General features: G+C 63.5%; 23 protein-coding genes. 11 read left to right on the top strand and 12 right to left on the bottom strand.

The genetic code is table 11. The annotated features are described in order from the left end of the window. Positions 1-61: 61 nt before the first annotated feature. Positions 62-820: a TetR/AcrR family transcriptional regulator gene (locus tag BM403_RS02930; protein ID WP_012724971.1), complete on the bottom strand. Its 759-nt coding sequence runs from the start codon at positions 818-820 to the stop codon at positions 62-64. Positions 821-1,181: 361 nt separating this feature from the next. Here BM403_RS02930 and BM403_RS02925 point away from each other — a divergent pair, with 361 nt between their 5' ends. Genes BM403_RS02925 through BM403_RS02910 form a run of 4 tightly spaced genes read left to right on the top strand, consistent with a single transcriptional unit; the run spans position 1,182 to position 5,805 of the window. Beyond that, on the top strand, positions 1,182-1,886 hold the full coding sequence (locus BM403_RS02925) for an ABC transporter ATP-binding protein (RefSeq protein ID WP_043205548.1): 705 nt from the start codon (positions 1,182-1,184) through the stop codon (positions 1,884-1,886). Then, on the top strand, positions 1,883-3,100 hold the full coding sequence (locus tag BM403_RS02920; protein WP_093541515.1) for an ABC transporter permease: 1,218 nt from the start codon (positions 1,883-1,885) through the stop codon (positions 3,098-3,100). The genes BM403_RS02925 and BM403_RS02920 overlap by 4 nt, the downstream gene beginning before the upstream one ends. After that, positions 3,093-4,571: a TolC family protein gene (locus BM403_RS02915; RefSeq protein ID WP_064055370.1), complete on the top strand. Its 1,479-nt coding sequence runs from the start codon at positions 3,093-3,095 to the stop codon at positions 4,569-4,571. The genes BM403_RS02920 and BM403_RS02915 overlap by 8 nt, the downstream gene beginning before the upstream one ends. After that, the gene (locus BM403_RS02910) at positions 4,561-5,805 is read left to right on the top strand and encodes an efflux RND transporter periplasmic adaptor subunit (protein ID WP_012724975.1); all 1,245 of its coding nucleotides are present in this window, start codon (positions 4,561-4,563) and stop codon (positions 5,803-5,805) included. The genes BM403_RS02915 and BM403_RS02910 overlap by 11 nt, the downstream gene beginning before the upstream one ends. Positions 5,806-5,847: 42 nt before the next feature. On the opposite strand, the gene BM403_RS02905 is transcribed toward BM403_RS02910, so the two are convergent. The 11 genes from BM403_RS02905 to BM403_RS02855 form a co-directional block, all read right to left on the bottom strand. After that, positions 5,848-7,242, bottom strand: a complete 1,395-nt coding sequence (locus BM403_RS02905) for an FAD/NAD(P)-binding protein (protein WP_093541513.1) — start codon at positions 7,240-7,242, stop codon at positions 5,848-5,850. Positions 7,243-7,254: 12 nt separating this feature from the next. Continuing rightward, the gene (locus BM403_RS02900) at positions 7,255-8,022 is read right to left on the bottom strand and encodes an ABC transporter ATP-binding protein (protein ID WP_064055367.1); all 768 of its coding nucleotides are present in this window, start codon (positions 8,020-8,022) and stop codon (positions 7,255-7,257) included. 3 nt (positions 8,023-8,025) lie between these two features. Continuing rightward, complete coding sequence (locus tag BM403_RS02895) at positions 8,026-9,366, bottom strand: ABC transporter substrate-binding protein (protein WP_093541511.1); 1,341 nt, start codon at positions 9,364-9,366, stop codon at positions 8,026-8,028. An 18-nt stretch (positions 9,367-9,384) separates the two neighbouring features. Then, the gene (locus BM403_RS02890; protein WP_093541509.1) at positions 9,385-10,434 is read right to left on the bottom strand and encodes a branched-chain amino acid ABC transporter permease; all 1,050 of its coding nucleotides are present in this window, start codon (positions 10,432-10,434) and stop codon (positions 9,385-9,387) included. Between the two features lie 4 nt (positions 10,435-10,438). Continuing rightward, positions 10,439-11,320 carry a branched-chain amino acid ABC transporter permease gene (locus BM403_RS02885; protein ID WP_064055365.1) on the bottom strand — a complete coding sequence of 294 codons (882 nt, stop codon included), beginning with the start codon at positions 11,318-11,320 and terminating at the stop codon, positions 10,439-10,441. Continuing rightward, positions 11,317-12,090, bottom strand: coding sequence for an ABC transporter ATP-binding protein (locus tag BM403_RS02880; RefSeq protein WP_093541507.1), 774 nt, complete (start codon positions 12,088-12,090; stop codon positions 11,317-11,319). The genes BM403_RS02885 and BM403_RS02880 overlap by 4 nt, the downstream gene beginning before the upstream one ends. Then, the gene (locus BM403_RS02875; RefSeq protein ID WP_093541505.1) at positions 12,087-12,989 is read right to left on the bottom strand and encodes an AMP-binding protein; all 903 of its coding nucleotides are present in this window, start codon (positions 12,987-12,989) and stop codon (positions 12,087-12,089) included. The genes BM403_RS02880 and BM403_RS02875 overlap by 4 nt, the downstream gene beginning before the upstream one ends. A gap of 112 nt (positions 12,990-13,101) precedes the next feature. Further along, a complete protein-coding gene (locus BM403_RS02870) occupies positions 13,102-14,535 on the bottom strand; it encodes an LLM class flavin-dependent oxidoreductase (RefSeq protein WP_093541503.1) in 1,434 nt (477 codons plus the stop codon). Beyond that, complete coding sequence (locus BM403_RS02865; RefSeq protein WP_012724984.1) at positions 14,535-14,861, bottom strand: acyl-CoA dehydrogenase; 327 nt, start codon at positions 14,859-14,861, stop codon at positions 14,535-14,537. Before BM403_RS02865 ends, BM403_RS02870 begins: the two co-directional genes overlap by 1 nt. 13 nt (positions 14,862-14,874) lie before the next feature. Continuing rightward, the gene (locus tag BM403_RS02860) at positions 14,875-16,071 is read right to left on the bottom strand and encodes an SfnB family sulfur acquisition oxidoreductase (protein WP_093541501.1); all 1,197 of its coding nucleotides are present in this window, start codon (positions 16,069-16,071) and stop codon (positions 14,875-14,877) included. Between the two features lie 155 nt (positions 16,072-16,226). Beyond that, entirely contained in the window at positions 16,227-16,790 is a 564-nt protein-coding gene (locus tag BM403_RS02855; protein ID WP_043205553.1) for a helix-turn-helix domain-containing protein, read from the bottom strand. A 92-nt stretch (positions 16,791-16,882) separates the two neighbouring features. Here BM403_RS02855 and BM403_RS02850 point away from each other — a divergent pair, with 92 nt between their 5' ends. The 7 genes from BM403_RS02850 to BM403_RS02820 all read left to right on the top strand — a co-directional run bounded on the left by BM403_RS02850 (position 16,883) and on the right by BM403_RS02820 (position 24,032). Then, positions 16,883-17,812 (top strand): DMT family transporter, encoded by a 930-nt coding sequence (locus tag BM403_RS02850; RefSeq protein ID WP_093541499.1) that lies wholly within the window; start codon positions 16,883-16,885, stop codon positions 17,810-17,812. A 180-nt stretch (positions 17,813-17,992) separates the two neighbouring features. Then, positions 17,993-20,914, top strand: coding sequence for a monovalent cation/H+ antiporter subunit A (locus BM403_RS02845; protein ID WP_093541497.1), 2,922 nt, complete (start codon positions 17,993-17,995; stop codon positions 20,912-20,914). Then, positions 20,914-21,258, top strand: coding sequence for a Na+/H+ antiporter subunit C (locus tag BM403_RS02840; RefSeq protein WP_007986256.1), 345 nt, complete (start codon positions 20,914-20,916; stop codon positions 21,256-21,258). The genes BM403_RS02845 and BM403_RS02840 overlap by 1 nt, the downstream gene beginning before the upstream one ends. Next, on the top strand, positions 21,255-22,937 hold the full coding sequence (locus BM403_RS02835; RefSeq protein WP_064055357.1) for a monovalent cation/H+ antiporter subunit D: 1,683 nt from the start codon (positions 21,255-21,257) through the stop codon (positions 22,935-22,937). Before BM403_RS02840 ends, BM403_RS02835 begins: the two co-directional genes overlap by 4 nt. Further along, entirely contained in the window at positions 22,934-23,422 is a 489-nt protein-coding gene (locus BM403_RS02830) for a Na+/H+ antiporter subunit E (protein WP_064055356.1), read from the top strand. The genes BM403_RS02835 and BM403_RS02830 overlap by 4 nt, the downstream gene beginning before the upstream one ends. Beyond that, positions 23,419-23,697 carry a K+/H+ antiporter subunit F gene (locus BM403_RS02825; protein WP_064055355.1) on the top strand — a complete coding sequence of 93 codons (279 nt, stop codon included), beginning with the start codon at positions 23,419-23,421 and terminating at the stop codon, positions 23,695-23,697. Before BM403_RS02830 ends, BM403_RS02825 begins: the two co-directional genes overlap by 4 nt. Then, positions 23,694-24,032 carry a Na+/H+ antiporter subunit G gene (locus BM403_RS02820; RefSeq protein ID WP_043205555.1) on the top strand — a complete coding sequence of 113 codons (339 nt, stop codon included), beginning with the start codon at positions 23,694-23,696 and terminating at the stop codon, positions 24,030-24,032. Before BM403_RS02825 ends, BM403_RS02820 begins: the two co-directional genes overlap by 4 nt. Positions 24,033-24,096: the final 64 nt, after the last annotated feature.

Raw genomic sequence — 24,096 nt, 5'->3', positions numbered from 1 at the left:
TTACAAACGTTGTACATCAAGCCCGCCGCCCCAGCGGGCTTTTTTTTGCCTGAAAAACCGCTCAGCGAGAAGCCTTGGCGACAGGCGCTGCGGCGTGTTCGCGGATGGCGCGCTGAGTGTCCAGCACCTTGGCCAACGCATGTTCCGCTTCCGGGCTCTGCTGCGGGACGCGAATTGCCGCCGACACCAGGGTGATCAACTTGGCCATCACCTCGGCATCCGTCGCCGGACGGCCCAGGCTCATGGAGTTCATCAACAAGCGCAGCTCGGTGCCGGCCATCACGCCGGAAATGGCCTTCAGGGCAAACTGCAAACGCACCCCCAATTCATTGCGCGGCAGGTCCGGCAACGCCAGGGCGAAGGCTTCGAAGAAACGCTGGAACACCGGCTGGTAATGCACCTTGAGGTATTCCTGGATAAACGGCGACGTATCGCTGTACACCCGGCCCAGGAAACGGATGAACGAACGCCCTTCCCCACTGGCGCTGGCCGGGTCGCTGCGCTCCAGGCCCATGGCCGGGGCGAACAGCACGCCGAGCAACGTGTCGCAATCCAGCGGCCCGTCGGACTCGGCTTCACAGCGGGCCAACAGTTCCAGGCGCTGCTCGTTGAGCGGCTCCAGACGCTGCTTCAGCAGGGTTTGCATCAGGGAATCCTTGTCCCCGAAGTGGTAGTTCACCGCCGCCAGGTTGACCTGGGCACGTTCGGTAATCTGCCGCAACAAAACCGCGTCATAGCCGTATTTGATGAAGAGAGCCTCTGTCGCATCCAGCAGTCGAGTCTTGGTGATGTTTGGAGCGCTGACTTTCTTCGCGACCATAGAAGTTCCACGTGGGAAATATTGTTTTAAAAAATAATTTGATTTTTTATACCGGTGCCGTCGCTCGAAAGCAAGTAGTGACACTGCGCCATATGATCGAAAGCCTTGGCCGACGGGTTCCCCGGAGCGAGGCAAGCGTGTTTTGATCCGCCTTCCGGCCCCCTGAAGTAAGCCTTTTCCCAAGCTGAAACGGCTCTACATCGATGGCTGGCGAAGCGGCTGGAACGCGGTTAGTATTCAAACAATATTTTAAAAACAAGAAACAAAACAGGTCCATGGCGCGCGCCGAGGCGACCCCCTAACTTGTTACAAGGCTTTACCAGGGGAAGAGGACGGCAGCGTCGAGACTGAAGGCGTATTCATGACAGACACCCCCGCGCACCCCGGCTTGATCTCCCTGCAAGGCATCGGCAAGCACTATCAGCTGGCCGGGCAACACCTGTCCATTCTCAATGATGTATGCCTTTGCATCGCCCGTGGCGACAGCTGCGGCATCCTCGGCGCCTCGGGTTCCGGCAAAAGTACCCTGCTCAATATCCTGGGCCTGCTGGACCTGCCCAACGGCGGCCAGTACCACTTTGCCGGCCACGACATTTTCAACGCCACCCCTGATCAGTTGGCGGCCATCCGCAACCAGCAGATCGGCTTCGTGTTCCAGAGCTTCAACCTGCTGCCACGCCTCAGTGCCCTGGATAACGTCGCCCTGCCCTTGAGCTATCGCGGCGTATCGCGCCAGGAATCGGTGGAGCAGGCCCTGCGCATGCTCGAACAGGTCGGCCTGGCCGACCGCGCCCACCATCGCCCCGCCGACCTCTCCGGCGGCCAACGCCAACGCGTCGCCATTGCACGCGCGTTGGTGGGCAAGCCCTCGGTCATATTGGCCGATGAACCCACCGGCAACCTCGACAGCACCACGGCCCAGGACATCATGGACCTGCTGCTGGCCCTGAACCGCGAGCAACAAGTCACCCTGATCATCGTCACCCACGACCCGCATATTGCCGAGCGCCTGGAACGTAAGATCCTGGTACGCAATGGCGTGGTACAAGAGGTTGGGCGCCTATGACCCCGCAGGTAGAGAGCAGCCTGCGGGTCGAACAGAGCCTCAGCCAACTGCTGCATGAAGCGTTCGTCAGCCTGCGCACCCTGGGCAAGCGCTCGATCCTGGCGCTGCTGGGTATCGTCATCGGCAGTTCATCGGTGGTGGCGTTGATCAATATCGGGCACAACGCGGCGGTGGACGCCGCGATGATTTTCAAGGACATGGGCACCGACACCCTGGTCGCCCAGTTCCCGGCCAAGAACGGCGGCACTATCACCATGCCCGCTCGCCTTGACCTGGACGCCGTGCGCCAAGCGGTACCGGGCATTACCCACATCGGCGCCCTCACCTTGTTCAGCGGGCCCATCGTGTTCCACGGCAGGACCGTCAACGCCAACTTCGTCGGCAGCACGCCGGACATCAAGGACGCGATGCGCCTGGTGGTGCAACAGGGACGTTTTCTGTCGAGCTTCGATGCCAACGAAACCTACGCCGTGATCGGTGACCCGTTGGCCGAGGCCCTGGGTTCGCCGGGCGACCCCCTGCAACTGGGCGACCGCGTGCGCATCAACGACTACCTGTTCCTGATCGTGGGCATCCTGCGCAGCCAGCCACGCGCGATGCTGATGCCGGTGCAGGCCAATGAGTCGCTGTTCATTCCTGCCGAAGGCATGCGCCGTATCTACGCCATGCCGCAGATCGGCAACGTGATCATCCGCGCCGCGCCCGGCCAAGACATGGAACGCCTTGCCCAAGAGGCCGCCACAGCCTTGAAACCACAACTGCCCGACCACGATGTGGACATCCAGGTGCCCCAGCAAATGATCGACGGCATGACCCGGCAAAGCCGCACCTTTGCCTACCTGCTGCTGGCCCTCGGCGCGATCTCTCTGGTCGGCGGCGGCGTGGGGGTGATGAACGTGATGTTGATGAACGTCTCGGAGCGCCGTCGCGAGATCGGCATTCGCATGGCCCTCGGCGCGCGCCAGCGAGATATCCGTAACCTGTTCCTGCTTGAAGCCGTAACCCTTACCGCCGTCGGCGCCCTGTGTGGTGCTGTGCTGGGCATGACCGCTGCCTGGCTGTATGCCTGGCTGTCAGGCTGGGCGTTTGCCCTGGCCGTCGCCGCCCTCCCGCTGGGCGTGGGCAGTACGCTGCTGGTGGGGTTGTTCTTCGGCCTCTACCCGGCGATCTCGGCCTCACGGCTGCAGCCGGTGGAGGCCCTGCGCGATGAATAAGTGGCTGCTGTGGCTTGCCCTGTTCAGCCTGCAGGGCGTGGCGGCCGACGTGGTGATCAAGCCGTCGGCACCGAGCACGACGCGCAGCGGCTATGAGCGCAGCGTCTCGCTGAATGCCCAGCTCACCACCCTGACCCTGGGCGATGCGGTGTACCTAGGCCTGCGCAACAACCCGGCGATCCGCAGCGCGTACCTGCAACGGGTGGCCCAGAAATTCGACCTGCGCGTGGCCGAAGACGTGTTCAACCCCAAACTCACGCTCAACAGCGCGTACCGCAGCACCCGCGGCTCCGCCGACAATGCGCGCAATGCCAACGTGGCGCCGGCCACCAGCCTGCTCGGCGAGTACGGTACGCGCTTGAGCATGGCCTGGACCCAGCAGCTGAACACCGCCGACCGCGCCGGCCGCTACCGCAGCGACGGCCTGGACCTGGCGATCATCCAACCGCTGCTGCGTGGCGCCGGCTGGGACGCCACCACCGCGCCGCTGCGCCTGTCGCGCCTGTCGGAGCAGGCCAACCGCCTGAACCTCAAGGCCACGGTGGCGCAGACCATCAGCCAGATCATCGCCACCTACCGCGAACTGCTGCGCGCCCAGGAACAACTGAGTATCGTCCAGGACGCCCTCAAGCGGTCCGGTACCTTGCTGGAAGTGAACAAGGCATTGATCAGTGCCGGGCGCATGGCCGAGTTCGAAATCGTACAGACCGAAGCCGATATCGCCACCCAGCAACTGGGGGTGGAAGAGGCGCAAAACCAACTGGACACCAACCGCCTGTCGCTGCTGCGCCTGCTGGCCCTCGACCTGTCCACGCCGATTCGCGCCACCGAAGCCCTGGAGGCCAGGCCCATGCAGATCGACAAGCGCCAGGCGTTCAACCTGGCGCAGACCCAGCAGCCGGAATACCTCGCCGCCCTGCTTGGCAGCCAACAGGCTGACCTCAACCTGGTGATCGCCAAGGACTCCGGGCGTTGGCAGGTGGACCTGGTGGCCGGCGCCAACCAGGTACGCGACGCCTACGACAACGACACAGGCCGCTCCAACAACCGCACTTGGGACAGCTACGCTGGGGTGCAGGTGCAAATCCCCATCGGCGATATCAGCACGCGCCAGGCCGAAGTGCGCGCGCGGGTGAATGTGGAGGACCAGGAGATCCGCATCACCGATGCACGCCAGGAACTGGAACGCAGCGTCAACGATGTGGTGCGCGACCTCGGCACGCGCTGGCGCCAGTATGAAATTTCCCAGCGCGCGGTGGAGTTGTCGCGGCGCAAGATCGAGATCGAGCGGGAGAAACTCAGCGCCGGGCGCTCCACCAACTTCCAGGTGCTGAGTTTCGAGACCGACCTGCGCAACGCCGAAAATGCGCGCCTCAATGCGCTGATCGCTTATTTGAACGCCCAGACCCAGCTCGACTTGACCCTGGGCATGACGCTGGAAAGTTGGGAAATCGCCCTCAATGACTACTAATCAGAAACGCCTGCTGGGCGCTGTATTGATCGTGCTGCTGGCGGGCGCAGGCCTGGCCCTGCGCAGCCCTGCGTCCGATCCGGCGACCACCGCCGAGCACTGGCAGGAGGTGAAAGCCGACGCGCTGGTGCACCAGATCGGCCTGGTGGGCAGGATCGAACCCGACACCACCATCACCCTCACCGCGCCCTTCGACGGCAACGTACAGGCCAACCTGGTGGAACAAGGCCAGCGGGTCGAGGCCGGCCAAGTGCTGTTGCGCATGGACCCGGCGACCCTCGAAGTGCAGCTGCGTGAAGCACTCTCCACGCAGCTCAAGGCCCGGCGCACCGTGCAAGAGATGCAGGACTGGAACAACGGCCCTACCGTCAGCCGCGCGCGCCGCAGCCTGCGCACCGCCGAAATGATCGCCGGCAACACCCAGCGCAAACTCACTGAAAGCGAAAACCTGTTCAAGCGCGGCATCATCCCGCGCAATGAGCTGGACGACCTCAAGCAACAGACCCAGCAGCAACAACTGGACCTCGCTTCCGCGCGCAGCGAACTGCAACAGGCCATCGACCAGGGCAAAGGCGAATACCGCCAGATCGCCGATATGGAACTGACCAATGCCACGGTGAAATACGAGGCCCTGCACACGTTGCTCGAAGGCAAGGACATCAAGGCGCCGTTCGCCGGCATCGTGGTGCCACCGCCCGGCAATCCGTCACCCCAAGGCGGTGGCAACAACACGGCCCCGGTGCAGGCCGGCAGCAAGGTCAGCCAGGGCCAGGTGCTGTTTGGACTGGCGAATATCGAACGGCTGAAAATCGTCGCCAAGGTGTCGGAGCTGGATATCAACCAACTGCACCAGGGCCAGGCGGTTGAAGTACTGGGGGATGGGTTTGATGGCGAGCGGCTGACCGGTTCGGTGAGCGTGGTCAGTGGCTTGGCGATTACCAGTGACAGTCAGGGCAGCGCGCAGTTTCCGGTGACGTTATCGATTCCCAAGCTCACGCCGCAGCAGTTGCAGCGGGTGCGGCTGGGGATGAGTGCGCGGTTGACCATCGTGACCTACAACAATGCGCAGGCGATTGTGGTTCCGAGCCAGGCGATCCAGGCGGACAAGACCGTTGAGTACCGCGAGGCGATGGATAAGCCGGTGGAGCGGGTGAAGGTGACGACCGGGCAGTCGACGGCGCAGGGGGTTGAGGTGTTTGGGCTTAGGCCGGGTTTCGTAAAAGTCGGAAGCTGAACACGGTTCAAACTGTGGGAGCTGGCAAGCCAGCTCCCACCTTCAGATTTGTGTGAGCTTTGAGGCCAGCGCCTTGGCTTGCAGCGCTACATCCGTTACCGCCGTACTCTCCCACCACATCCCCCGCAACGGCGGCCCCATGGCGAACAACCGCTGGCTGACCTGCCCCTGCGCATCCAGCACCGCCCCCGACGCATCAGCCGCAATCCCCAACGCCAGCGGCCCTGGCTGGATCAGCCCACGCTTGAGCAACTGCTGCGGGAGCGGCCGGGCCACGCGGCGCCAATCGTATTCGATGCCGCTGGAGTTGATCAGCGCTGCGCCCGACACCTGGGTCACCGCGTGCTCGCCGCGATAACGCAAGCGAATGGTCACCCCTTGCGCCGAAGGCTCCAGGCCTTTGAACGACGCCGCCCGGATCCGCAACCGCCCTTCCTCATGCAAGCGCGCCACCAACTGCGCGCTCAACGGCGGCGAGCGGTGGTGATGGCTCTCCCACCACGGCCGCACATGCCTCACGAACTGGCGTTTCTCGCCCTCGCTGGCCTGGCTCCATAGACGGCCGATGTGCGCACGCACGGTGTCCAGCGGTGCTTGCCAATCGATGCCCTGCGCGTGCGCAATAGCGCATTGCCGACGCACCTCACGCAGCAATTGCCGGGGGCTGCGCAGGCGGTGATCCTCGCCGAGGAAATCCACCCAACTCGGCGGTTGCCGGCGCACATGGGGCAGCAGGCCGTGGCGCGAGAAAATTTCGATTGGCCCGCGATGCCCGGCCTGCTCGAGGGAAACCACGGCGTCGACCATGGTCAGCCCGGAACCGATGATCAGCACCGTCGCTTGCGGGTCAATCTCGGTCATCGCGCTCACATCCCAGGGGTCCACCGCCGCCGCGTTCAACCCGCTGGACTCGGTCTGTGGCGTACGCGCCGCCGGGAACATGCCGGTGGCCAGTACCGCGAACGCGCCGCGCAGTTGCTGGCCGTTGTCGAGGGTCAGCAGCGTTGCGGCTTCCTCCACGCGCAGGTCGACCACTTCACCGCGCACATGTTCGACGCTGGACGCTGACTGCGCCTTCGCCTCGGCCAAGCGTTGCTGGGCGTACACGCCGAAAATCCCGCGCGGCGGGAACAGTTCGCTGATCGGTACGTGCTGCTGATCCGACTCAGGCCAGCCGCCAGCGCCGATAAAATCGGTCAGCCATTCGGTCAGGTCGTCGGCATTGTCCGGGTCGACACTCATGCGCGCCGCATTGCCGTTCAGGGTGTGGCCCAGTTCGACGGCGCTGTAGGCCTCGCCCCGGCCGAGTTCCGCGCGCGGCTCTATCACCAGGATCTGGCGCTGGCCAGGCAGGCGCAACAGTTGCACGGCCAGCATCGTGCCGCTCAGGCCGCCGCCGATGATCAGTACATCAGCGTTGCGGATGGATTCAGTCATGCGGAGTCGCCCTTACTGTTTGCCCAGATAAATGTCATGCAAGTCGCCCCGCGCCAGCAGTTCAGCGGCGCTGCCACTCAAGGCCACGCGGCCAGTATCCAATACGTAGCCGTGGGACGCATAGTTCAGCGCGACGTTGATGTTCTGCTCGGCGATCAGGAAGCTCACCTGCTGCTCACGGTTGAGCTGCGCGATGATCGCGAAGATCTCCTGCACGATCATAGGCGCCAATCCCATAGACGGCTCGTCGAGCAGCACCAGCGTAGGACGGGTCATCAACGCCCGACCGATGGCGACCATCTGCTGCTCGCCGCCGGAGGTGAGGCCGGCGCGGGTGTGGCGCTTGGTCTTGAGCCGTGGGAACCAGGCGTAGATGCGCTCCAGGTCGTGCGCCATGTCCTTGCGGCTCAGGCGCCGCACGAAGCCGCCGCTGCGCAGGTTGTCTTCCACGCTCAACTGGCCGAACACATGGCGGCCTTCCAGCACGTGGACCATGCCCTGGCGCACGCGCTGGCTGGGGTCGATGCCGGCCAGGTCGGCGCCGGCGTATTCGATCGTGCCCCGGCTGACCTCGGCCCGCTCGGCACGCACCAACCCGGAAATGGCCTTGAGCGTGGTGCTCTTGCCGGCGCCATTGGCACCGAGCAAGGCGACGATGGCGCCCTTGGGCACGCTCAGCGACACCCCGGCGACCGCAAGGATGGCGCCGTCGTAGATCACTTCAATATCGTTGACCGTCAGCAGCGACGGGCGTGTGGTGTCGGTGGCGGGCTGGCTCATGGTTTATTCATCCCCGGTGCAGGTACGTGGCGTCAGGCCTTTTTCCTTGGCGAACGCTGCCGACTTTTCATCGATCAGCGGGCGCAACAGGGCGCGGTCGGCGGCGATCCAGTCGCTGATCAGCGTCCAGTGAGTGCCGTCCCACTGCTGCACGCGCGCCGAGCCGCCGCCTTCGTGGTCGCGGCACGACAGCTTGAGGTTCTGCATCAGGCCCAGGTAACCCATGTCCTTCAAGCGCGCATCGTCGATGTTCAAGTGCTCCAGGCCCCAGCGGCCTTCTTCGCCATTAAGCGGGCGCTTGCCGAACTTGGCCTGGCCGGTGCGGATCGCTTCCACCGCCACGGCGGCGTTCACCAGGCCGGAGTTGTAGTAGACGCTGCCGAAGTTCTTCAGGTCCTTCAGGTCACTGTGGCCTTTGTCGAGGATGTAGCGCTTGAGGCGCTTGTGGATCTCAAAGTCGGCACCGGCTGGGTACGGCGTGAGCGCCAGGTAGCCTTTGGCGGCGGCACCGGCGGGCAATACGTCTTCGCTGGAGCTGGCCCAGATATCGCCGATGATGTGGTCCACCGGGAAGCCGAAGCGCGCGGCGGTCTTCACCGCGACCGGCGTGGACACGCCCCAGGTGCGCAGGAACACCCAGTCCGGGTTGGCCTGGCGCACCTGGCGCCATTGCGCAGATTGTTCGTTGCCAGGGTCGGCGACCGGAATCTGGATGTTTTCGAAGCCATATTTTTCGGCGAGCAGTTTCAGCGGGCCGAGGGTTTCACGACCGTAGGCCGAGTCGTGGTAGACCGTGGCGATCTTCTTGCCCTTGAGTTTGTCGAAACCGCCTTCGCGCTGCGCAATGTAGTTCACCAGCGTCGACGCCTCGCTGTAGAAGGTCAGCATCACCGGGAAATTGTAGGGGAACACCGTGCCGTCGGTGGCTTCGGTGCGGCCGTAGCCGAGGGTGATCAGCGGGATCTTGTCGACTTCCGCCCGCTCGCTCAGCGCGTACGCCGCCGGGGCGCCGTTGGGCTGGTACACCGCGACCGGGGCGCCATCCAGGCCATTCTTGAAGCGCTCGTAGCACTCGATGCCCTTCTCCGCCGTCCATTCGGTCTCGCATTCCTGCCACACCAGTTTGACGCCGTTGATACCACCTTCGACCTCGTTGATGTAACGCAGGTAATCGATCATCCCCGCCCACACCTGCACGCCACTGGACGCATAGGCACCGACACGGTAAGTCGCGAGGGGAAAGAATTGCTGGTCGGGCGAGGCCACCGCCTGAGGCACAGCACCGGCCAGGGCAGCCAGCGCGAAGGCGGCGCCGGCCAGGGAACGTTTCAAGGATGCACGCATTTGGGTTCTCTTAGTCAGTCAGAAACGTAGGGGCCATTGACGCAGCCGATCGCGAAGGTTGTGCAACAGGCGAATCAAGCCCTCGGGTTCCTTGATCAGGAACACGATGATCAACACGCCAAATATGATTTTCTGCAGGTTCTGCAACTGCCCCGCATCCACCGCGCCACCAAACAGCGCCTGCCCGGCATGGCTGAGAAAGATCGGCAGCAGGCTGATAAAGGCCGCGCCGACAAAGTTGCCGGCGATGCTGCCCATGCCGCCGATAATGATGATGAACAGGATCTGGAACGAACGATTGATATCGAAGCTGCTGGCGCTGGCCGTTCCCAGGTAGGCAAAGGCCCACAGCGCGCCGGCGATGCCCAGGTAGAACGAGCTGACCGCGAACGCCAGGCGTTTGTAGCGCACCACCGGAATGCCGACCACGGCGGCGGCGGTATCCATGTCACGGATCGCCATCCAGTTGCGCCCGACCTGGCTGCGCACCAGGTTGATCGCGGTCCAGGTCAGCAGCAGCACGGTGACCAGGGTCAGCAGGTAGCGGCCCAACGGCGTGTTGAGGTCGTGACCGAACAGCGCCAGCTTCGGCGCGGAGATAGTCCCGGACGAACCGTAGTTGTAGAACCACGGAAATTTGACGAACAGCCACTCCAGGAAAAACTGTGCGGCCAGGGTGGTGACCATCAGGTAGAAGCCCTTGATCTGCGAACTGGGCAGGCCGAACAACAGGCCGACCAAGGCGCTGATGACCCCACCGCCGAGCAGCGCCACCGGCAAACCCAATTCAGGCAGGCGTAACAGAAATCCATAGGTGGCAAACGCGCCGACGGCCATGAAGCCGGCCGCCCCCACCGATGTCTGTCCGGTGTAGCCGGTGAGCAGGTTAAGGCCCAGCCCGGCCAGCGACAGCACCAGGAACGGGATCAGGATCGCATTCAGCCAATAGTCATTGCCCCACAGCGGCACCGCGATAAAGGCCAGCGCCAACAGGCCGATCAGGGCCCAGGGGATGCGCCGCTGAATCAGCAGCAACGGCGCGGTTTCTTGCGCAAGGGGGATCGACATGGTTTCAGACTCGCTCAATGGCGCGCTCGCCGAACAGGCCGGCGGGACGGATATACAGGAAGGCCAGGGCCAATACGTAGGCGAACCACGGCGTGATACCGCCGCCGATCAACGGGCCGATGTACACCTCGGCGAGGTTCTCCGCCGCGCCGACAATCAGCCCGCCGACAATCGCCCCGCCAATCGAGGTAAAGCCGCCGATAATCAACACCGGCAAGGCCTTGAGCACCACCAGCGACAACGAGAATTGCACGCCTTGACGCGCGCCCCACAGCAGCCCGGCCACCAGCCCGACGATCCCGGCCACCGCCCAGACAATCTGCCAGATGCGGTTGAGGTTGATGCCGATGGACAGCGCCGCCGTGGTGTCATCCGCCACCGCGCGCAGCGACACGCCGATGCGGGTCTTGTTGAACAGCAACGCCAGCACTGTCACCAGCACCACGGCGGCGGCGGCAGCGATCAGGTCGAACTGGCTGAGCATCAGCGGGCCGACGAACAGCGGTACGTCGTCGATGCCCAAGTCGAGGGCGCGCACCTGAGCGCCCATCAGTCCCTGGGCCAGGCCTTCGATAATGAACGACAGGCCCAGCGTCGCCATGAACAAGGTGATCTGCGAACGGTTCACCAACGGCCTCAAGACCAGGCGCTCGATGAACAAGGCGCCGACGATCATTACGATCACCGTCAGCAGCAGTGCCAGGGCAAACGGCACGCCTTGGTCATGCAGGCTGACAAAGGTCAGCGCGGCGAACAGCAGCATCGAGCCCTGGGCGAAATTGAACACGCCACTGGCCTTGTAGATCAGCACGAAACCGATGGCGACCAGCGAGTACATGGTGCCGGCGAGCAGGCCGCCGAGCAGGGTTTCAAAGAAGAACGTCATCCGTTTACCACTCCCAGGTAGGCCGCGATCACCTCGGGATTGGCCTGCACATCGGCAGGCGTACCGTCACCGACCTTGCGCCCGTAATCAAGCACCACCACGTGGTCGGACAGGCCCATCACCACGCCCATGTCGTGTTCGATCAACACCACGGTGGTGCCGAGGTCGCGGTTTACGTCGGCGACGAAGCGCGCCATTTCCTGCTTTTCTTCGGCGTTCATGCCGGCCATGGGCTCATCCAGCAACAACAAGCTCGGCCCTGCGATCAACGCCCGGCCGAGTTCCACGCGTTTTTGCAGGCCGTAGGAAAGGTTGCCCACCAACACATCCCGGTGAGCTTGCAGTTCAAGGAATTCGAGAATGCCCTGGGCCCGCAGCCGGAACGCTTCGGCTTCGCGGCGTGCGCGGGGTAAGCCGAGGGCCTGTTCGATAAAATTGCTGCGCATGTGCCGTGACAGGCCGGTGAGAATGTTGTCGAGCACGCTCATCTTTTTGAACAGCGCGTTGTTCTGGAAGGTGCGACCAATGCCGCGACGCGCAGCCCCCAAGGGGTCGATGCGGTGGAAGTGTTGGTCTTCGAAGACAATCTCGCCGGCATCGAAGCGATACACACCATTGAGCACGTTGAGCAGCGAACTTTTACCAGCGCCATTCGGCCCGATCAGCGCGCAGATTTCGCCGCGCGCCACCTCGAAGGACAAGGCATTGATCGCCTTGACGCCCTTGAACGACAGCGAGATATCCCGCACCTGCAGAATGGCCTGGCTCATGCGATGTCCCGTGTGAACTCAGCCAGCCAGGTCGGTTCGGCCGTCGGTTTAAGCGGTTGCCAGATGTAGGCCAGGCGTTGGAAACCCAGCAGCTTGCGCACGCGGTTTTTCAGCAGGCGACGCACGCCGCTCTGCGGGTGGGCGATGGCCCAGTCGCACAAACGTCGGCGCCAGGTGCCGTGAGGCGCCAGGCGGCTTTCGATCTCATCGGCCAGATGCTGCAAACGCACGGGCGACAACAGCAGGCCGGTGGGGGCGACTTCGCTGCGATCGCGCCGCGCCGAGGCCAGGCTTTCCGGGAAGGCCAGGCCGTGACCGCTGTTCAGCCATTGCTCCAGCACCACCGCGAGACCGCCCTGCCAGTGGGTGCCCTCTTCGCTCCACAATGCGGTTTCGCCCGTGGGCTGCCACCAGCGTGCGAGGTGTTGCGCGGGGTCCAGCGGGCCGAGCAATTGGGCGAAATCCAGTAGATTCGCCGACTGCCAATCCCGTACGTGCTGGCGGCCTTGCACATAAGAGTGAGTGGGGCGAATGCGCCACAGGTGGTGCTGGAGCGCCTCGGGATCCAGGTCATCGGCCAGGGTCAAGACCTGTCCACCGATGGCGTGCGCCGCCAGCGCCAGCAGCAACAGGTTCGGTTCAAACGCACCGCTGAGGGCCAGCCGCGACTGCTCGCTGAAACCCTGATGGCGCAACCCGTCGGCCAGGCGTTCCACGTCACGCAAGGCGTCGATCCAGCGCCACGCATACCACTGCCCCTGGCGCTTGTGGCGCAGGGCGGTGTGCAGCGGCGTGATCTGCGCCCAGTGGCGCAACTGTTCCAGCGCCTTGGGCAGGTTGCCGAGCTGTTCGGCGGGCCATTCCAGGGCCAGTGGGCGTTTGAGTGCGTGCACGCTCATAGGGGTAGTGCTCCTATTGGGTGGTGTGCGTGCGGTGGTCCGCTGGCGGGATTATTTGGATCAACACCGATCTACTGTGGGAGGGGGCTTGCCCCCGATGGCGGTGTGTCAGTCACAAGTGCCTTGACTGGACTGCCGCTATCGGGGGCAAGCCCCCTCCCACATTGGTTATGTGCGCGTCAGATAAATTGCGGTAACCGGCACCAGGGTGGTTGGAGGCCAACCTTGCACCGTCGCCAAACAACTTCTCGCGCAAGGTACCCTGGGCGTATTCGGTCTTGTACACGCCGCGCTTCTGCAACTCCGGCACCAGCAGGTCCACGGCGTCGATGAAGGTTTCATGGGTCAGCGCGTAGGCCAGGTTGAAGCCGTCGACATCGGTCTCTTCGACCCATTCCTGCAACAGGTCCGCCACGGTTTCCGGGCCGCCGACAAACAGCGGGCCAAAGCCGCCGATGCCGACCCAATCGGCCAGTTCGTTTGGGGTCCAGACCTTGTTCGGGTCCGCCGTGGAGAAGGCTTCCACCGCCGACTGGATGGCGTTGGTGTGCACGTGCTTGAGCGGTTCATCCGGTTTGAACTGGCTGAAATCGATGCCGGTCCAGCCGGAGATCAGCGCCATTGCACCTTCGTAGCTGACGTAGGATCTGTATTCATCAAACTTGGCTTTGGCCTTGGCATCGGTCTCGCCGACGATCACCGTCTGCAAGTTGAAGATCAGGATTTTCTTCGGATCGCGCCCGGCTTCGGCGGCACGGCGGCGGATGTCGGCGACGGTCTTTTTCAGCAGCACCTTGGACGGCGCGGCAACGAACACGCACTCGGCCTGCTCGGCCGCAAACTGCTTGCCACGGCTGGACGCACCGGCCTGGTAGAGCACCGGCGTGCGCTGCGGCGACGGCTCGCAGAGGTGAATACCAGGCACCTGGAAGTGTTTGCCGACATGACGGATCTCGTGAATCTTGCTCGGGTCGCTGAAAATCCGGCGCTCGCGGTCGCGCAACACTGCACCCTCCTCCCAACTGCCCTCCCAGAGTTTGTAGCAGACCTCCAGGTATTCCTCGGCGTAGTCGTAGCGCGCGTCGTGTTCGGTCTGGGCTTTCTGGCCAAGGTTCTTGGCGCCGCTTTCCAGGTAGGAGGTGACGATGTTCCAGCCGATGCGGCCCTTGGTCAGGTGGTCGAGGGTAGAGAGTCGGCGAGCGAACGGGTACGGATGTTCGAAGGACAACGAAGCGGTCAGACCGAAGCCCAAGTGTTCGGTAACCAAGGCCATCGGCGCGATCAACGACAGCGGGTCATTGACCGGCACTTGGGTCGCCTGGCGAATCGCCGCCTCGCCATTGCCGTTGTAGACGTCATAGATGCCCAGCACATCGGCGATAAACAGGCCATCGAACTTGCCGCGCTCAAGGATTTTGGCGAGGTCGGTCCAGTATTCCAGGTCCTTGTACTGCCACGAACGGTCACGCGGATGCGCCCACAGGCCCGGGGATTGGTGGCCGACACAGTTCATGTCGAAGGCGTTCAAGCGGATTTCACGGGACATCAAAGCACTCCGTTGAGGTGGTAGTTACCGACAACCTGGTATTTCCAGCGCAGGGGGTCATCGAGGGTCGGCGGCAGTGCGGTGCGTTGGCCGGTGAGTTCGAATTCGGCGTTGCTGGCAGCGATCAAGGCTTCGGCGGCCGCGATCTGCGCTTCGGTCGCAGCGACCGGGCTGGGATGGGTTTCGGCGCGTTCAAGCAAGGCGGCTGCCACGTCGACGCGGATCTGCAGATCGCCGAAGCGACTGATCACATAGGGGTCATCGCTTTTCTCGACATGGCGGCGGGTGCTGTCCAACAGTTGGCGCGCAAGCTTCAGTGTGGTCATGGAATCAGGCTCCTCAGTTCCAGGCGTGGCGCGCTGGCTTCACGCCGTTAAGCACGAAATTGCCGATCAGGTGGTATTTCCAGCGGGCCGGGTCGTGCAGGGTGTGGGTGCGCGCGTTGCGCCAGAAGCGATCAAGGTTATGTTTGCCGGTGACCGAGCGCGTGCCGGCCAGTTCGAAGAGTTTGCTGCTGGCGAGCAAGGCGGTTTCAGCCGAGAGGACTTTGGCCTGGGCAACCACCAGCGAGGCGTGGGCGACGGTGTCTTCACTGGGCTCGGCGAGGGCGCGATCAACCGCCAAACCGGCTTTGGCGAGGATGGCTTCGGTGCCGTGGACGCGCCATTCCAGGTCGCCGATGGCGGCGATGGTGAAGGGGTCTTGCCAGCCGTGCTCCTGCTGGCTGTCGATCCACGGTCGCGCCTGGCGGGCGTAGATCTTCGCCTGTTCGAGGGCACCGAGGGCGATACCGGTGTCGACGGCGGCCTGGATGATCTGCGAGATCGGGCCGTTGGCGGTGGGTTGGTCGAAGGCTTGATGGGCGGGGATCACCGCTGTCAGGGGCACCGTTACCCCGTCGAGGGTCACACCGCCGCTGGCGGTGGTACGCTGGCCGAAGCCGTCCCAGCTGTCGATCACGCTAAGGCCCGGCGCATCGCGTTCGACAAAGGCGATAAACGCCTGGCCGTGTTCGTTGTTGCCGACCGTAGGCACTATGTGGGCGAAAAGCGCGCCGGTGCAGTAGAACTTCTCGCCATTGATGTGCGCGGTGTCGCCGTGGACGCGAATCTGGGTATCGAAGGTGCCGGCATTTTTGCTCTTGGCTTCGGAGAAGGCATTGCCGAAACGGTAGCCGGCCAGCACCTTGCCGAAGTAATGACGTTTTTGTGCCTCGGTCGCGGTTTGCAGCAGGATGTCCACCACGCCCAGGTGGTTCTGCGGGATCTGCCCCAGGGACGGGTCGGCGGCGGAGATCAGCTTGATCACCTCAGCGACCGTCACATAGGACACTCCAGCGCCGCCGTACTCTTTGGGAATGGTGATGCCCCACAGGCCGCTGGCAGAGAACGCTTCGAGTTCGGCGAAAGGCAGGATCCGATCACGGTCGCGCGCGCTGGCGTCGACGGCAAAACGTGCGGCCAGGCGTGTGGCCACCTCGATGGCTTCCGCGTCCGAGCGGATGATATGGGCAGGGTGTTGAGGGTGGGCTGACATGGGCCGACTCCAGGCTCCGAGGGGATGACCTGGGTGATTGCAGGAGTCGTGCCTGAAAGTAATTGCCAATAAAATCAGCGAGTTGCTGTCAAATCAGCGCAATAGAGCGCGTTTCAAACCAGCAAAGTGTCCATCCACTGTTGCCGGGTGAACAGTTAGATCACCACGGTCCGTACGAAGCACACCGCCACGTCACCCTCATTGCGATAGCCGTGGGATTGGCGGCTGGCGAACATATAGAACTCACCCGCCACGACGTGTTTTTCTTCGTCGTCGAGGATCAGGGTCAGTGCGCCCTCATACACGAACAGCTGCACGCTCCAGCCATCCGGATCGGGCTCGGGGCTGTAGCGATCACCAGGTTCCAGGCGCATCTCCCACAATTCCACTTCGCGCCGGGCATTGGCTTTGGCCAGTAGCACCGCCTTGCTGCCCGGAATCTCACCGGCCCACGCCAGCTCATTGATGCGGCTGTGGTCGGGGGCGTCCGGCGCCTGAATGAGGTCGCTGAAGGCCACGTTTAACGCTTCGGCCACCCGATCGAGGGTGGACAGGCTGACGTTCTTTTCGCCCGCTTCAATGGCCACCAGCATGCGCCGGCTGACCCCGGACTTTTCCGAGAGCGCGGTCTGGCTCAGGTCGGCGGCGTGGCGCAGGCGACGGACGTTCTGGCTGACGTGCTGCAGGACCGAAGCCCGATGTGGATTTTCTTTGTGCACTATATTGCTCAATGGGTGGGTGTGCGCAGTATACTGCCCAGCGTGCGGCGCATTGTGCGGTCCGTGCCTTTCCCTTGCAAGACCGAGCCGCCATGACCACCCCAAACGCCTCCCCTCGTTTCAGCCGTTTCAGCAATGCCGAATGCATCCTGGTGGTGATCACCATGATCTGGGGCGGCACGTTTTTGCTGGTGCAGCACGCGATGACCGTCAGTGGGCCGATGTTTTTCGTCGGCCTGCGCTTTGCGGCGGCGGCGATCGTGGTGGGGTTCTTTTCCTTGCGCACCCTGCGCGACCTGACGCTGTTCGAGTTGAAGGCGGGGGTGTTCATTGGCGTGGCAATCATGTTTGGCTACGGCCTGCAGACCATTGGCTTGCAGACGATCTTGAGCAGCCAGTCGGCGTTTATCACCGCACTCTACGTGCCATTCGTGCCGTTGTTGCAATGGCTGGTGTTGGGCCGTCGGCCGGGGTTGATGCCGAGCATCGGCATTATGCTGGCGTTTGCCGGGTTGATGCTGCTGACCGGGCCGGCGGGTGCTTCGCTGAACTTCAGCGCCGGCGAAATCGCCACGTTGATTGGCGCGGTGGCGATTGCGGCGGAGATCATCCTGATCAGCGCGTTTGCCGGGCAGGTGGATGTGCGCCGGGTGACCGTGGTGCAACTGGCCACGGCGTCGCTGTTGTCGTTCCTGATGGTGGTGCCGATGGGCGAGGCGTTGCCGGGGTTTTCGTGGCTGCTGCTGTTCAGTGCGGTGGGCCTGGGCTTGACCAGTGCGGTGATCCAGGTGGCGATGAACTGGGCGCAGCAAAGTGTTTCGCCGACCCGGGCCACGTTGATCTATGCCGGTGAGCCGGTATGGGCAGGCGTGGTGGGGCGGATTGCCGGGGAGCGCTTCCCGCCGATTGCGATGGTGGGGGCGGCGTTGATTGTGGTGGCGGTGATTGTCAGTGAAATGAAGACTAAGGGGCAGAAGGCGCTGGCGTTGGAAGAAGAGCTGGAGCAAGAGCGTCAGAACTGAGGTGCCGGTTGTGGGGCGGCTGCACGGTCCAGCGGGAGCAAGCTCCCTCGCCACAGGGTCCTAAACACTGCCAAATGGGTTTATTCGACCTATCTTGTAGGATCCTGCCACATCTTGCCGTTTGGTGATCGTGAAAGCGGCACGTATGATGCATCCCAAACTCCCGCAGATTAGAAGCCTATGTCTCTGATAGTTCTACTGCTTCTGCCTTTTATTGGCAGCTGTCTGGCGGCCTTGCTGCCGCACAATGCACGTAACACCGAATCCCTGCTGGCCGGCCTTGTGGCCCTGGTCGGCACTATTCAAGTCGCCCTGCTCTACCCCCAGATCGCCCACGGTGGCGTGATCCGCGAAGAATTCATATGGTTGCCCAGCCTCGGGCTGAACTTCGTGTTGCGCATGGACGGGTTTGCCTGGCTGTTCTCGATGCTGGTGCTCGGCATCGGTTCGCTGGTGGCGTTGTATGCGCGTTACTACATGTCGCCGGATGATCCGGTGCCGCGATTCTTCGCGTTTTTCCTGGCCTTTATGGGCGCCATGCTCGGCCTGGTGATCTCCGGCAACCTCATCCAGATCGTGTTCTTCTGGGAACTGACCAGCCTGTTCTCGTTCCTGCTGATCGGCTATTGGCACCACCGCGCCGACGCGCGCCGAGGTGCGTACATGGCGTTGATGGTCACCGGCGCCGGCGGCTTGTGCCTGCTGGCCGGCGTGATGCTGCTGGGGCATATCGTCGGCAGCTATGACCTCGACCAGGTGCTGGCGGCGGGCGATCAGATTCGTTCGCACTCGCTGTACCCGGTCATGCTGGCCCTGGTGCTGATAGGCGCCTTGAGCAAAAGCGCGCAATTCCCCTTCCACTTCTGGCTGCCCCATGCGATGGCGGCCCCCACGCCGGTGTCGGCGTACCTGCATTCGGCAACGATGGTGAAGGCCGGCGTGTTCCTGCTGGCCCGCCTGTGGCCGTCGCTGTCGGGCAGCGAAGAATGGTTCTGGATCGTCGGCGGTGCCGGCGCCCTCACCCTCCTCCTCGGCGCGTACTGCGCCATGTTCCAGAATGATCTGAAGGGCCTGCTGGCCTATTCCACCATCAGCCACCTCGGGCTGATCACCTTGCTGCTGGGCCTCAACAGCCCGCTGGCCGCCGTCGCGGCGGTGTTCCATATCCTCAACCACGCCACCTTCAAAGCCTCGCTGTTCATGGCCGCGGGCATCATCGACCACGAAAGCGGCACGCGGGACATCCGCAAGCTCAGCGGGCTGGTCAAGCTGATCCCGTTTACCGCGACCCTGGCGATGGTGGCCAGTGCGTCCATGGCGGGCGTGCCGTTGCTCAACGGCTTCCTGTCCAAAGAAATGTTCTTTGCCGAGACCGTGTTCATCACCTCCACGGCCTGGGTGGAATTCGCCCTGCCGTTGATCGCGACCATTGCCGGGACATTCAGCGTGGCCTATGCGCTGCGTTTCACCGTGGACGTGTTCTTCGGCCCGCCGGCGACCAACCTGCCGCACACGCCCCACGAACCACCGCGCTGGATGCGCGCACCGGTTGAGTTGCTGGTGTTCACGTGCCTGCTGGTAGGGATTTTCCCGGCCCAGGTGGTCGGCTCGATCCTTGCCGCCGCTGCGCTGCCGGTGGTGGGCGGCGTGCTGCCGGAGTACAGCCTGGCGATCTGGCACGGCTGGAACGCGCCGATGATCATGAGCCTGGTGGCCATGTCCGGCGGCGTGGTGCTGTACCTGCTGCTGCGCAAGCAACTCAAGCTGGGGCGCTTCAAGTACCCGCCGATCATCAGCTATTTCAACGGCAAGCGTGGTTTCGAGCGCAGCCTGGTGGTGATGATGCGCGGCGTGCGCAGGATCGAGAAACGCATCAGTACCAAGCGCCTGCAGACTCAGTTGTTCCTGCTGGTGCTGGTGGCGGTGATCGGCGGCATGATCCCGATGCTCAACAGTGGCTTGAGCTGGGGCGACCGCCCGAAAATCCCGGGGTCCATCGTGTTCGTCACCCTGTGGGTGCTGGCGATCGCCTGCGCCCTTGGCGCCGCCTGGCAAGCCAAGTACCACCGGCTGGCGGCCCTGACCATGGTCAGCGTGTGCGGCCTGATGACCTGCATCACCTTTGTGTGGTTCTCGGCGCCGGACCTGGCGTTGACGCAGTTGGTGGTCGAAGTGGTGACCACCGTGCTGATCCTGCTGGGCCTGCGCTGGCTGCCGCGGCGGATCGAGGAGGTCTCGCCGCTGCCGAACACCTTGCGCAAGGCGCGGATTCGCCGGGTGCGCGACTTCCTGCTGTCCACCGTAGTGGGCGGCGGCATGGCGCTGTTGTCCTACGCGATGTTGACGCGCCAGACCCCCAACGATATCTCTTCGTTCTACCTCAGCCGTGCCCTGCCCGAAGGCGGCGGCAGCAATGTGGTGAACGTGATGCTCGTCGACTTCCGGGGCTTTGATACCCTCGGCGAAATCACCGTGCTCGGCGCCGTGGCGCTGACGGTGTACGCCCTGCTGCGCCGCTTCCGCCCTTCCAAGGAAAGCATGCAGCTGCCCGCGCAACAGCGCCAGCTTGCGCCGGACGTGGCCACCGACCTGGTCAACCCACGCCAGGCCAGCGACACCGCGCTGGGCTTCATGATGGTGCCGGCGGTGCTGGTGCGCCTGCTGCTGCCGATTGCGCTGGTGGTGTCGTTCTACCTGTTCATGCGCGGCCACAACCAGCCGGGCGGCGGGTTTGTCGCCGGGCTGGTGATGTCGGTCGCGTTTATCCTGCAATACATGGTCGCCGGCACCCAATGGGTCGAGGCACAGATGAGCCTGCGGCCGATGCGCTGGATGGGCTTCGGGCTGTTCTCCGCGACCCTGACCGGGCTTGGCGCCTTGTTTGCCGGCTACCCGTTCCTCACCACCCACACCTGGCATTTCAGCCTGCCGGTGCTCGGCGACATTCATGTCGCCAGCGCGCTGTTCTTCGACGTCGGCGTGTACGCCATGGTCGTCGGCTCGACGCTGCTGATGCTCACCGCCCTCGGTCACCAGTCCGTGCGGGCCCATAAACCGAGCAACCAGGCCAAAGTGGTTGCCGCTACGGAAGGAGCCGCCTGATGGAAGAAGTCATTGCAATTGCCATTGGCGTCCTGGCCGCCTCCGGGGTCTGGCTGATCCTGCGGCCACGGACGTTCCAGGTGGTGATGGGTCTGTGCCTGCTGTCGTACGGGGTCAACCTGTTCATTTTCAGCATGGGCAGCCTGTTTATCGGCAAGGAGCCGATCATCAAGGACGGTGTGCCGCAAGACCTGCTCCACTACACCGACCCGCTGCCCCAGGCGCTGGTGCTCACGGCCATCGTGATCAGCTTCGCCATGACCGCCTTGTTCCTGGTGGTGTTGCTGGCCTCACGGGGCCTGACCGGCACTGACCATGTGGACGGCCGGGAGCCCAAGGAATGACGTGGATGAATCAACTGATCGTCGCGCCGATCCTGCTGCCGTTGCTCACCGCCGCCTTGATGCTGATGCTCGGCGAGAAGCATCGGCCGCTGAAAGCGCGCATCAACCTGTTCTCGAGCATGATCGGCCTGGGCATCGCCATTCTGCTGCTGTACTGGACGCAAAAAGGCGGCCCCGGCTCGATCGGCGTGTACCTGCCGGGCAACTGGCAGGTGCCGTTCGGCATTGTGCTGGTGGTGGACCAATTATCGGCCTTGATGCTGGTGCTCACCGGGATCATCGGCGTGAGCGCGCTGCTGTTCGCCATGGCCCGCTGGGACCGTGCCGGCACCAGCTTCCATGCGCTGTTCCAGATCCAGATGATGGGCCTCTATGGCGCCTTCCTCACGGCCGACCTGTTTAACCTGTTTGTGTTCTTCGAGGTGCTGCTGGCGGCGTCCTATGGCTTGATGCTGCACGGTTCCGGCCGGGCGCGGGTGTCATCGGGGCTGCATTACATCGCGATCAACCTGCTGGCCTCGTCACTGTTCCTGATTGGTGCGGCGATGATCTATGGCGTCACCGGCACGCTGAACTTTGCCGACCTGGCGCTGAAGATCCCGCTGGTGCCGGAAGCCGATCGCGGCCTGCTGCACGCGGGTGCGGCGATCCTTGCGACGGCGTTCCTGGCGAAAGCCGGCATGTGGCCGCTGAACTTCTGGCTGGCCCCCGCCTACTCCTCGGCCAGCGCGCCGGTGGCGGCGATGTTTGCGATCATGACCAAGGTCGGCGTGTACACCGTGCTGCGCCTGTGGACCCTGTTGTTCTCCGGCCAGGCCGGTGCGTCGGCACTGTTTGGCGGCGATTGGCTGGTGTATGGCGGCATGGCCACCATTGTCTGCGCCGGTCTGGCGATGGTGGCGGCGCAGCGCCTGGAGCGCATGGCCAGCTTGAGCATCCTGGTCTCGGCCGGGATCCTGCTGTCGTCGGTGGGCTTCGCCCAGCCGAGCCTCACCGCCGGCGCGCTGTTCTATCTGGTCAGTTCCACCTTGGCCTTGAGCGCGCTGTTCCTGCTGGCCGAATTGATCGAGCGTTCGCGCTCGGCCAACGACCTGCCGCTGGATGAAGAGATCGATGCACTGCCCAAGGCCATGGAGTCCCTGCATCCGCGCCCTGGCGTCAACCTCGATGACGAACAGAAAGCCGTGGTCGGCCAGGTGATTCCCTGGACCATGGCCTTTCTGGGCTTGAGTTTTGTCGCCTGCGCCCTGCTGATTATCGGCATGCCGCCGTTGTCCGGGTTTATCGGCAAGCTCAGCCTGTTGAGCGCGCTGGTCAACCCGCTGGGCCTGGGGGTCAGTGTCGAGGAGCCGATCCGCCCGGCTGCCTGGGGCCTGGTCGCACTGCTGATTCTCTCCGGCCTGGCCTCGCTGATCGCCTTTGCGCGCTTGGGCATCCAGCGCTTCTGGACCCCGGAAGAGCGCCCGTCGCCGTTGCTGCGCCGCTATGAGTGCGTGCCGATCTTCTTCCTGCTGGGCCTGAGCATTCTGCTGACCTTCAAGGCAGAGCCGCTGATGCGCTACACCCTGGGCACCGCCCAGAGCCTGAACAACCCGGAAAACTACGTGATGGCGGTGATGGCAACGCGTCCTGTACCCAGCCCTGAAGCCAAGACCGCCGCGCTGGAGGTGCAACCATGAAGCGCCTGTTCCCTGCCCCGTGGCTGTCGCTGGCGTTGTGGGTGCTGTGGCTGGTGCTGAACCTGTCGGTCAGCCCCGGCAACCTGCTGCTGGGCGCCCTGCTGGGCTTTCTTGCGCCGCTGCTGATGGCACCGCTGCGCCCGTTGCCGATCCGCATCCGCCGCCCCGGCGTGATCATCCGCCTGTTTTTCCTGGTGGGACGCGATGTGATCGTCTCCAACCTGCAAGTGGCCTGGGGCGTGCTGACCTGCGGCTCGCGCCCGCCGCGCTCGCGCTTCGTCAAGATCCCCCTGGACCTGCGCGACGCCAACGGCCTGGCCGCGCTGTCGATGATCACCACCGTGGTGCCCGGCACCATCTGGTCGGAACTGGCACTGGACCGCAGCATCCTGCTCTTGCACGTGTTCGACTTGGAAGATGAAGCGCCGTTTATCGAGCACTTCAAGACCACCTACGAGCGGCCCCTGATGGAGATCTTCGAATGAGCACCCTGCTCTCCAATGCGATCCTGTTCAGCCTGTTCCTGTTCTCGCTAGCCATGGTGCTGACCCTGATCCGCCTGTTCAAAGGCCCGTCGGCACAAGACCGCGTACTGGCGCTGGACTACCTGTACATCCTGGCGATGCTGATGATGCTGGTGCTGGGCATTCGGTATGCGAGTGACACCTACTTTGAAGCGGCGCTGCTGATCGCGCTGTTTGGCTTCGTCGGCTCGTTTGCCCTGGCGAAATTCCTGCTGCGTGGGGAGGTGATTGAATGATGCCGTTATGGGTGGAAGTGATCGTGGCGGTGCTGCTGGTGCTGAGCAGTGTGTTTGCGTTGATTGGCGCGATCGGGCTATTGCGCATGAAAGACTTCTTCCAGCGCATGCACCCGCCGGCGCTGGCCTCGACGCTGGGCGCGTGGTGTGTGGCGTTGGCGTCGATTATCTACTTTTCGGTGCTCAAATCCGGGCCGGTGTTGCACGGGTGGTTGATTCCGATCTTGTTGTCGATCACGGTGCCGGTGACCACGTTGCTGTTGGCTCGCACTGCGCTGTTCCGCAAGCGCATGGCCGGTGATGATGTCCCCGCCGAGGTCAGCAGCCGCCGCTGATCCCTCAAGTGGGCAGCTCCCACATTTGAATCGTTGCCAGGCGCAAGATTGGATGTGTGCCAGA

The sequence above is a fragment of the Pseudomonas sp. OV546 genome (assembly GCF_900116845.1).
Lineage (GTDB): Bacteria > Pseudomonadota > Gammaproteobacteria > Pseudomonadales > Pseudomonadaceae > Aquipseudomonas > Aquipseudomonas petroselini.
The sequence above is the reverse complement of the archived record's forward strand: the minus strand, read 5'-3'. Positions and strand labels throughout refer to the sequence as shown.

What these genes read in the sequence shown, in the direction of transcription:
- BM403_RS02930 (WP_012724971.1), bottom strand. Translation starts at nt 820, where the DNA reads ATGGTCGCGAAGAAAGTCAGCGCTCCAAACATCACCAAGACTCGACTG.
- BM403_RS02925 (WP_043205548.1), top strand. Translation starts at nt 1,182, where the DNA reads ATGACAGACACCCCCGCGCACCCCGGCTTGATCTCCCTGCAAGGCATC.
- BM403_RS02920 (WP_093541515.1), top strand. Translation starts at nt 1,883, where the DNA reads ATGACCCCGCAGGTAGAGAGCAGCCTGCGGGTCGAACAGAGCCTCAGC.
- BM403_RS02915 (WP_064055370.1), top strand. Translation starts at nt 3,093, where the DNA reads ATGAATAAGTGGCTGCTGTGGCTTGCCCTGTTCAGCCTGCAGGGCGTG.
- BM403_RS02910 (WP_012724975.1), top strand. Translation starts at nt 4,561, where the DNA reads ATGACTACTAATCAGAAACGCCTGCTGGGCGCTGTATTGATCGTGCTG.
- BM403_RS02905 (WP_093541513.1), bottom strand. Translation starts at nt 7,242, where the DNA reads ATGACTGAATCCATCCGCAACGCTGATGTACTGATCATCGGCGGCGGC.
- BM403_RS02900 (WP_064055367.1), bottom strand. Translation starts at nt 8,022, where the DNA reads ATGAGCCAGCCCGCCACCGACACCACACGCCCGTCGCTGCTGACGGTC.
- BM403_RS02895 (WP_093541511.1), bottom strand. Translation starts at nt 9,366, where the DNA reads ATGCGTGCATCCTTGAAACGTTCCCTGGCCGGCGCCGCCTTCGCGCTG.
- BM403_RS02890 (WP_093541509.1), bottom strand. Translation starts at nt 10,434, where the DNA reads ATGTCGATCCCCCTTGCGCAAGAAACCGCGCCGTTGCTGCTGATTCAG.
- BM403_RS02885 (WP_064055365.1), bottom strand. Translation starts at nt 11,320, where the DNA reads ATGACGTTCTTCTTTGAAACCCTGCTCGGCGGCCTGCTCGCCGGCACC.
- BM403_RS02880 (WP_093541507.1), bottom strand. Translation starts at nt 12,090, where the DNA reads ATGAGCCAGGCCATTCTGCAGGTGCGGGATATCTCGCTGTCGTTCAAG.
- BM403_RS02875 (WP_093541505.1), bottom strand. Translation starts at nt 12,989, where the DNA reads ATGAGCGTGCACGCACTCAAACGCCCACTGGCCCTGGAATGGCCCGCC.
- BM403_RS02870 (WP_093541503.1), bottom strand. Translation starts at nt 14,535, where the DNA reads ATGTCCCGTGAAATCCGCTTGAACGCCTTCGACATGAACTGTGTCGGC.
- BM403_RS02865 (WP_012724984.1), bottom strand. Translation starts at nt 14,861, where the DNA reads ATGACCACACTGAAGCTTGCGCGCCAACTGTTGGACAGCACCCGCCGC.
- BM403_RS02860 (WP_093541501.1), bottom strand. Translation starts at nt 16,071, where the DNA reads ATGTCAGCCCACCCTCAACACCCTGCCCATATCATCCGCTCGGACGCG.
- BM403_RS02850 (WP_093541499.1), top strand. Translation starts at nt 16,883, where the DNA reads ATGACCACCCCAAACGCCTCCCCTCGTTTCAGCCGTTTCAGCAATGCC.
- BM403_RS02845 (WP_093541497.1), top strand. Translation starts at nt 17,993, where the DNA reads ATGTCTCTGATAGTTCTACTGCTTCTGCCTTTTATTGGCAGCTGTCTG.
- BM403_RS02840 (WP_007986256.1), top strand. Translation starts at nt 20,914, where the DNA reads ATGGAAGAAGTCATTGCAATTGCCATTGGCGTCCTGGCCGCCTCCGGG.
- BM403_RS02835 (WP_064055357.1), top strand. Translation starts at nt 21,255, where the DNA reads ATGACGTGGATGAATCAACTGATCGTCGCGCCGATCCTGCTGCCGTTG.
- BM403_RS02830 (WP_064055356.1), top strand. Translation starts at nt 22,934, where the DNA reads ATGAAGCGCCTGTTCCCTGCCCCGTGGCTGTCGCTGGCGTTGTGGGTG.
- BM403_RS02825 (WP_064055355.1), top strand. Translation starts at nt 23,419, where the DNA reads ATGAGCACCCTGCTCTCCAATGCGATCCTGTTCAGCCTGTTCCTGTTC.
- BM403_RS02820 (WP_043205555.1), top strand. Translation starts at nt 23,694, where the DNA reads ATGATGCCGTTATGGGTGGAAGTGATCGTGGCGGTGCTGCTGGTGCTG.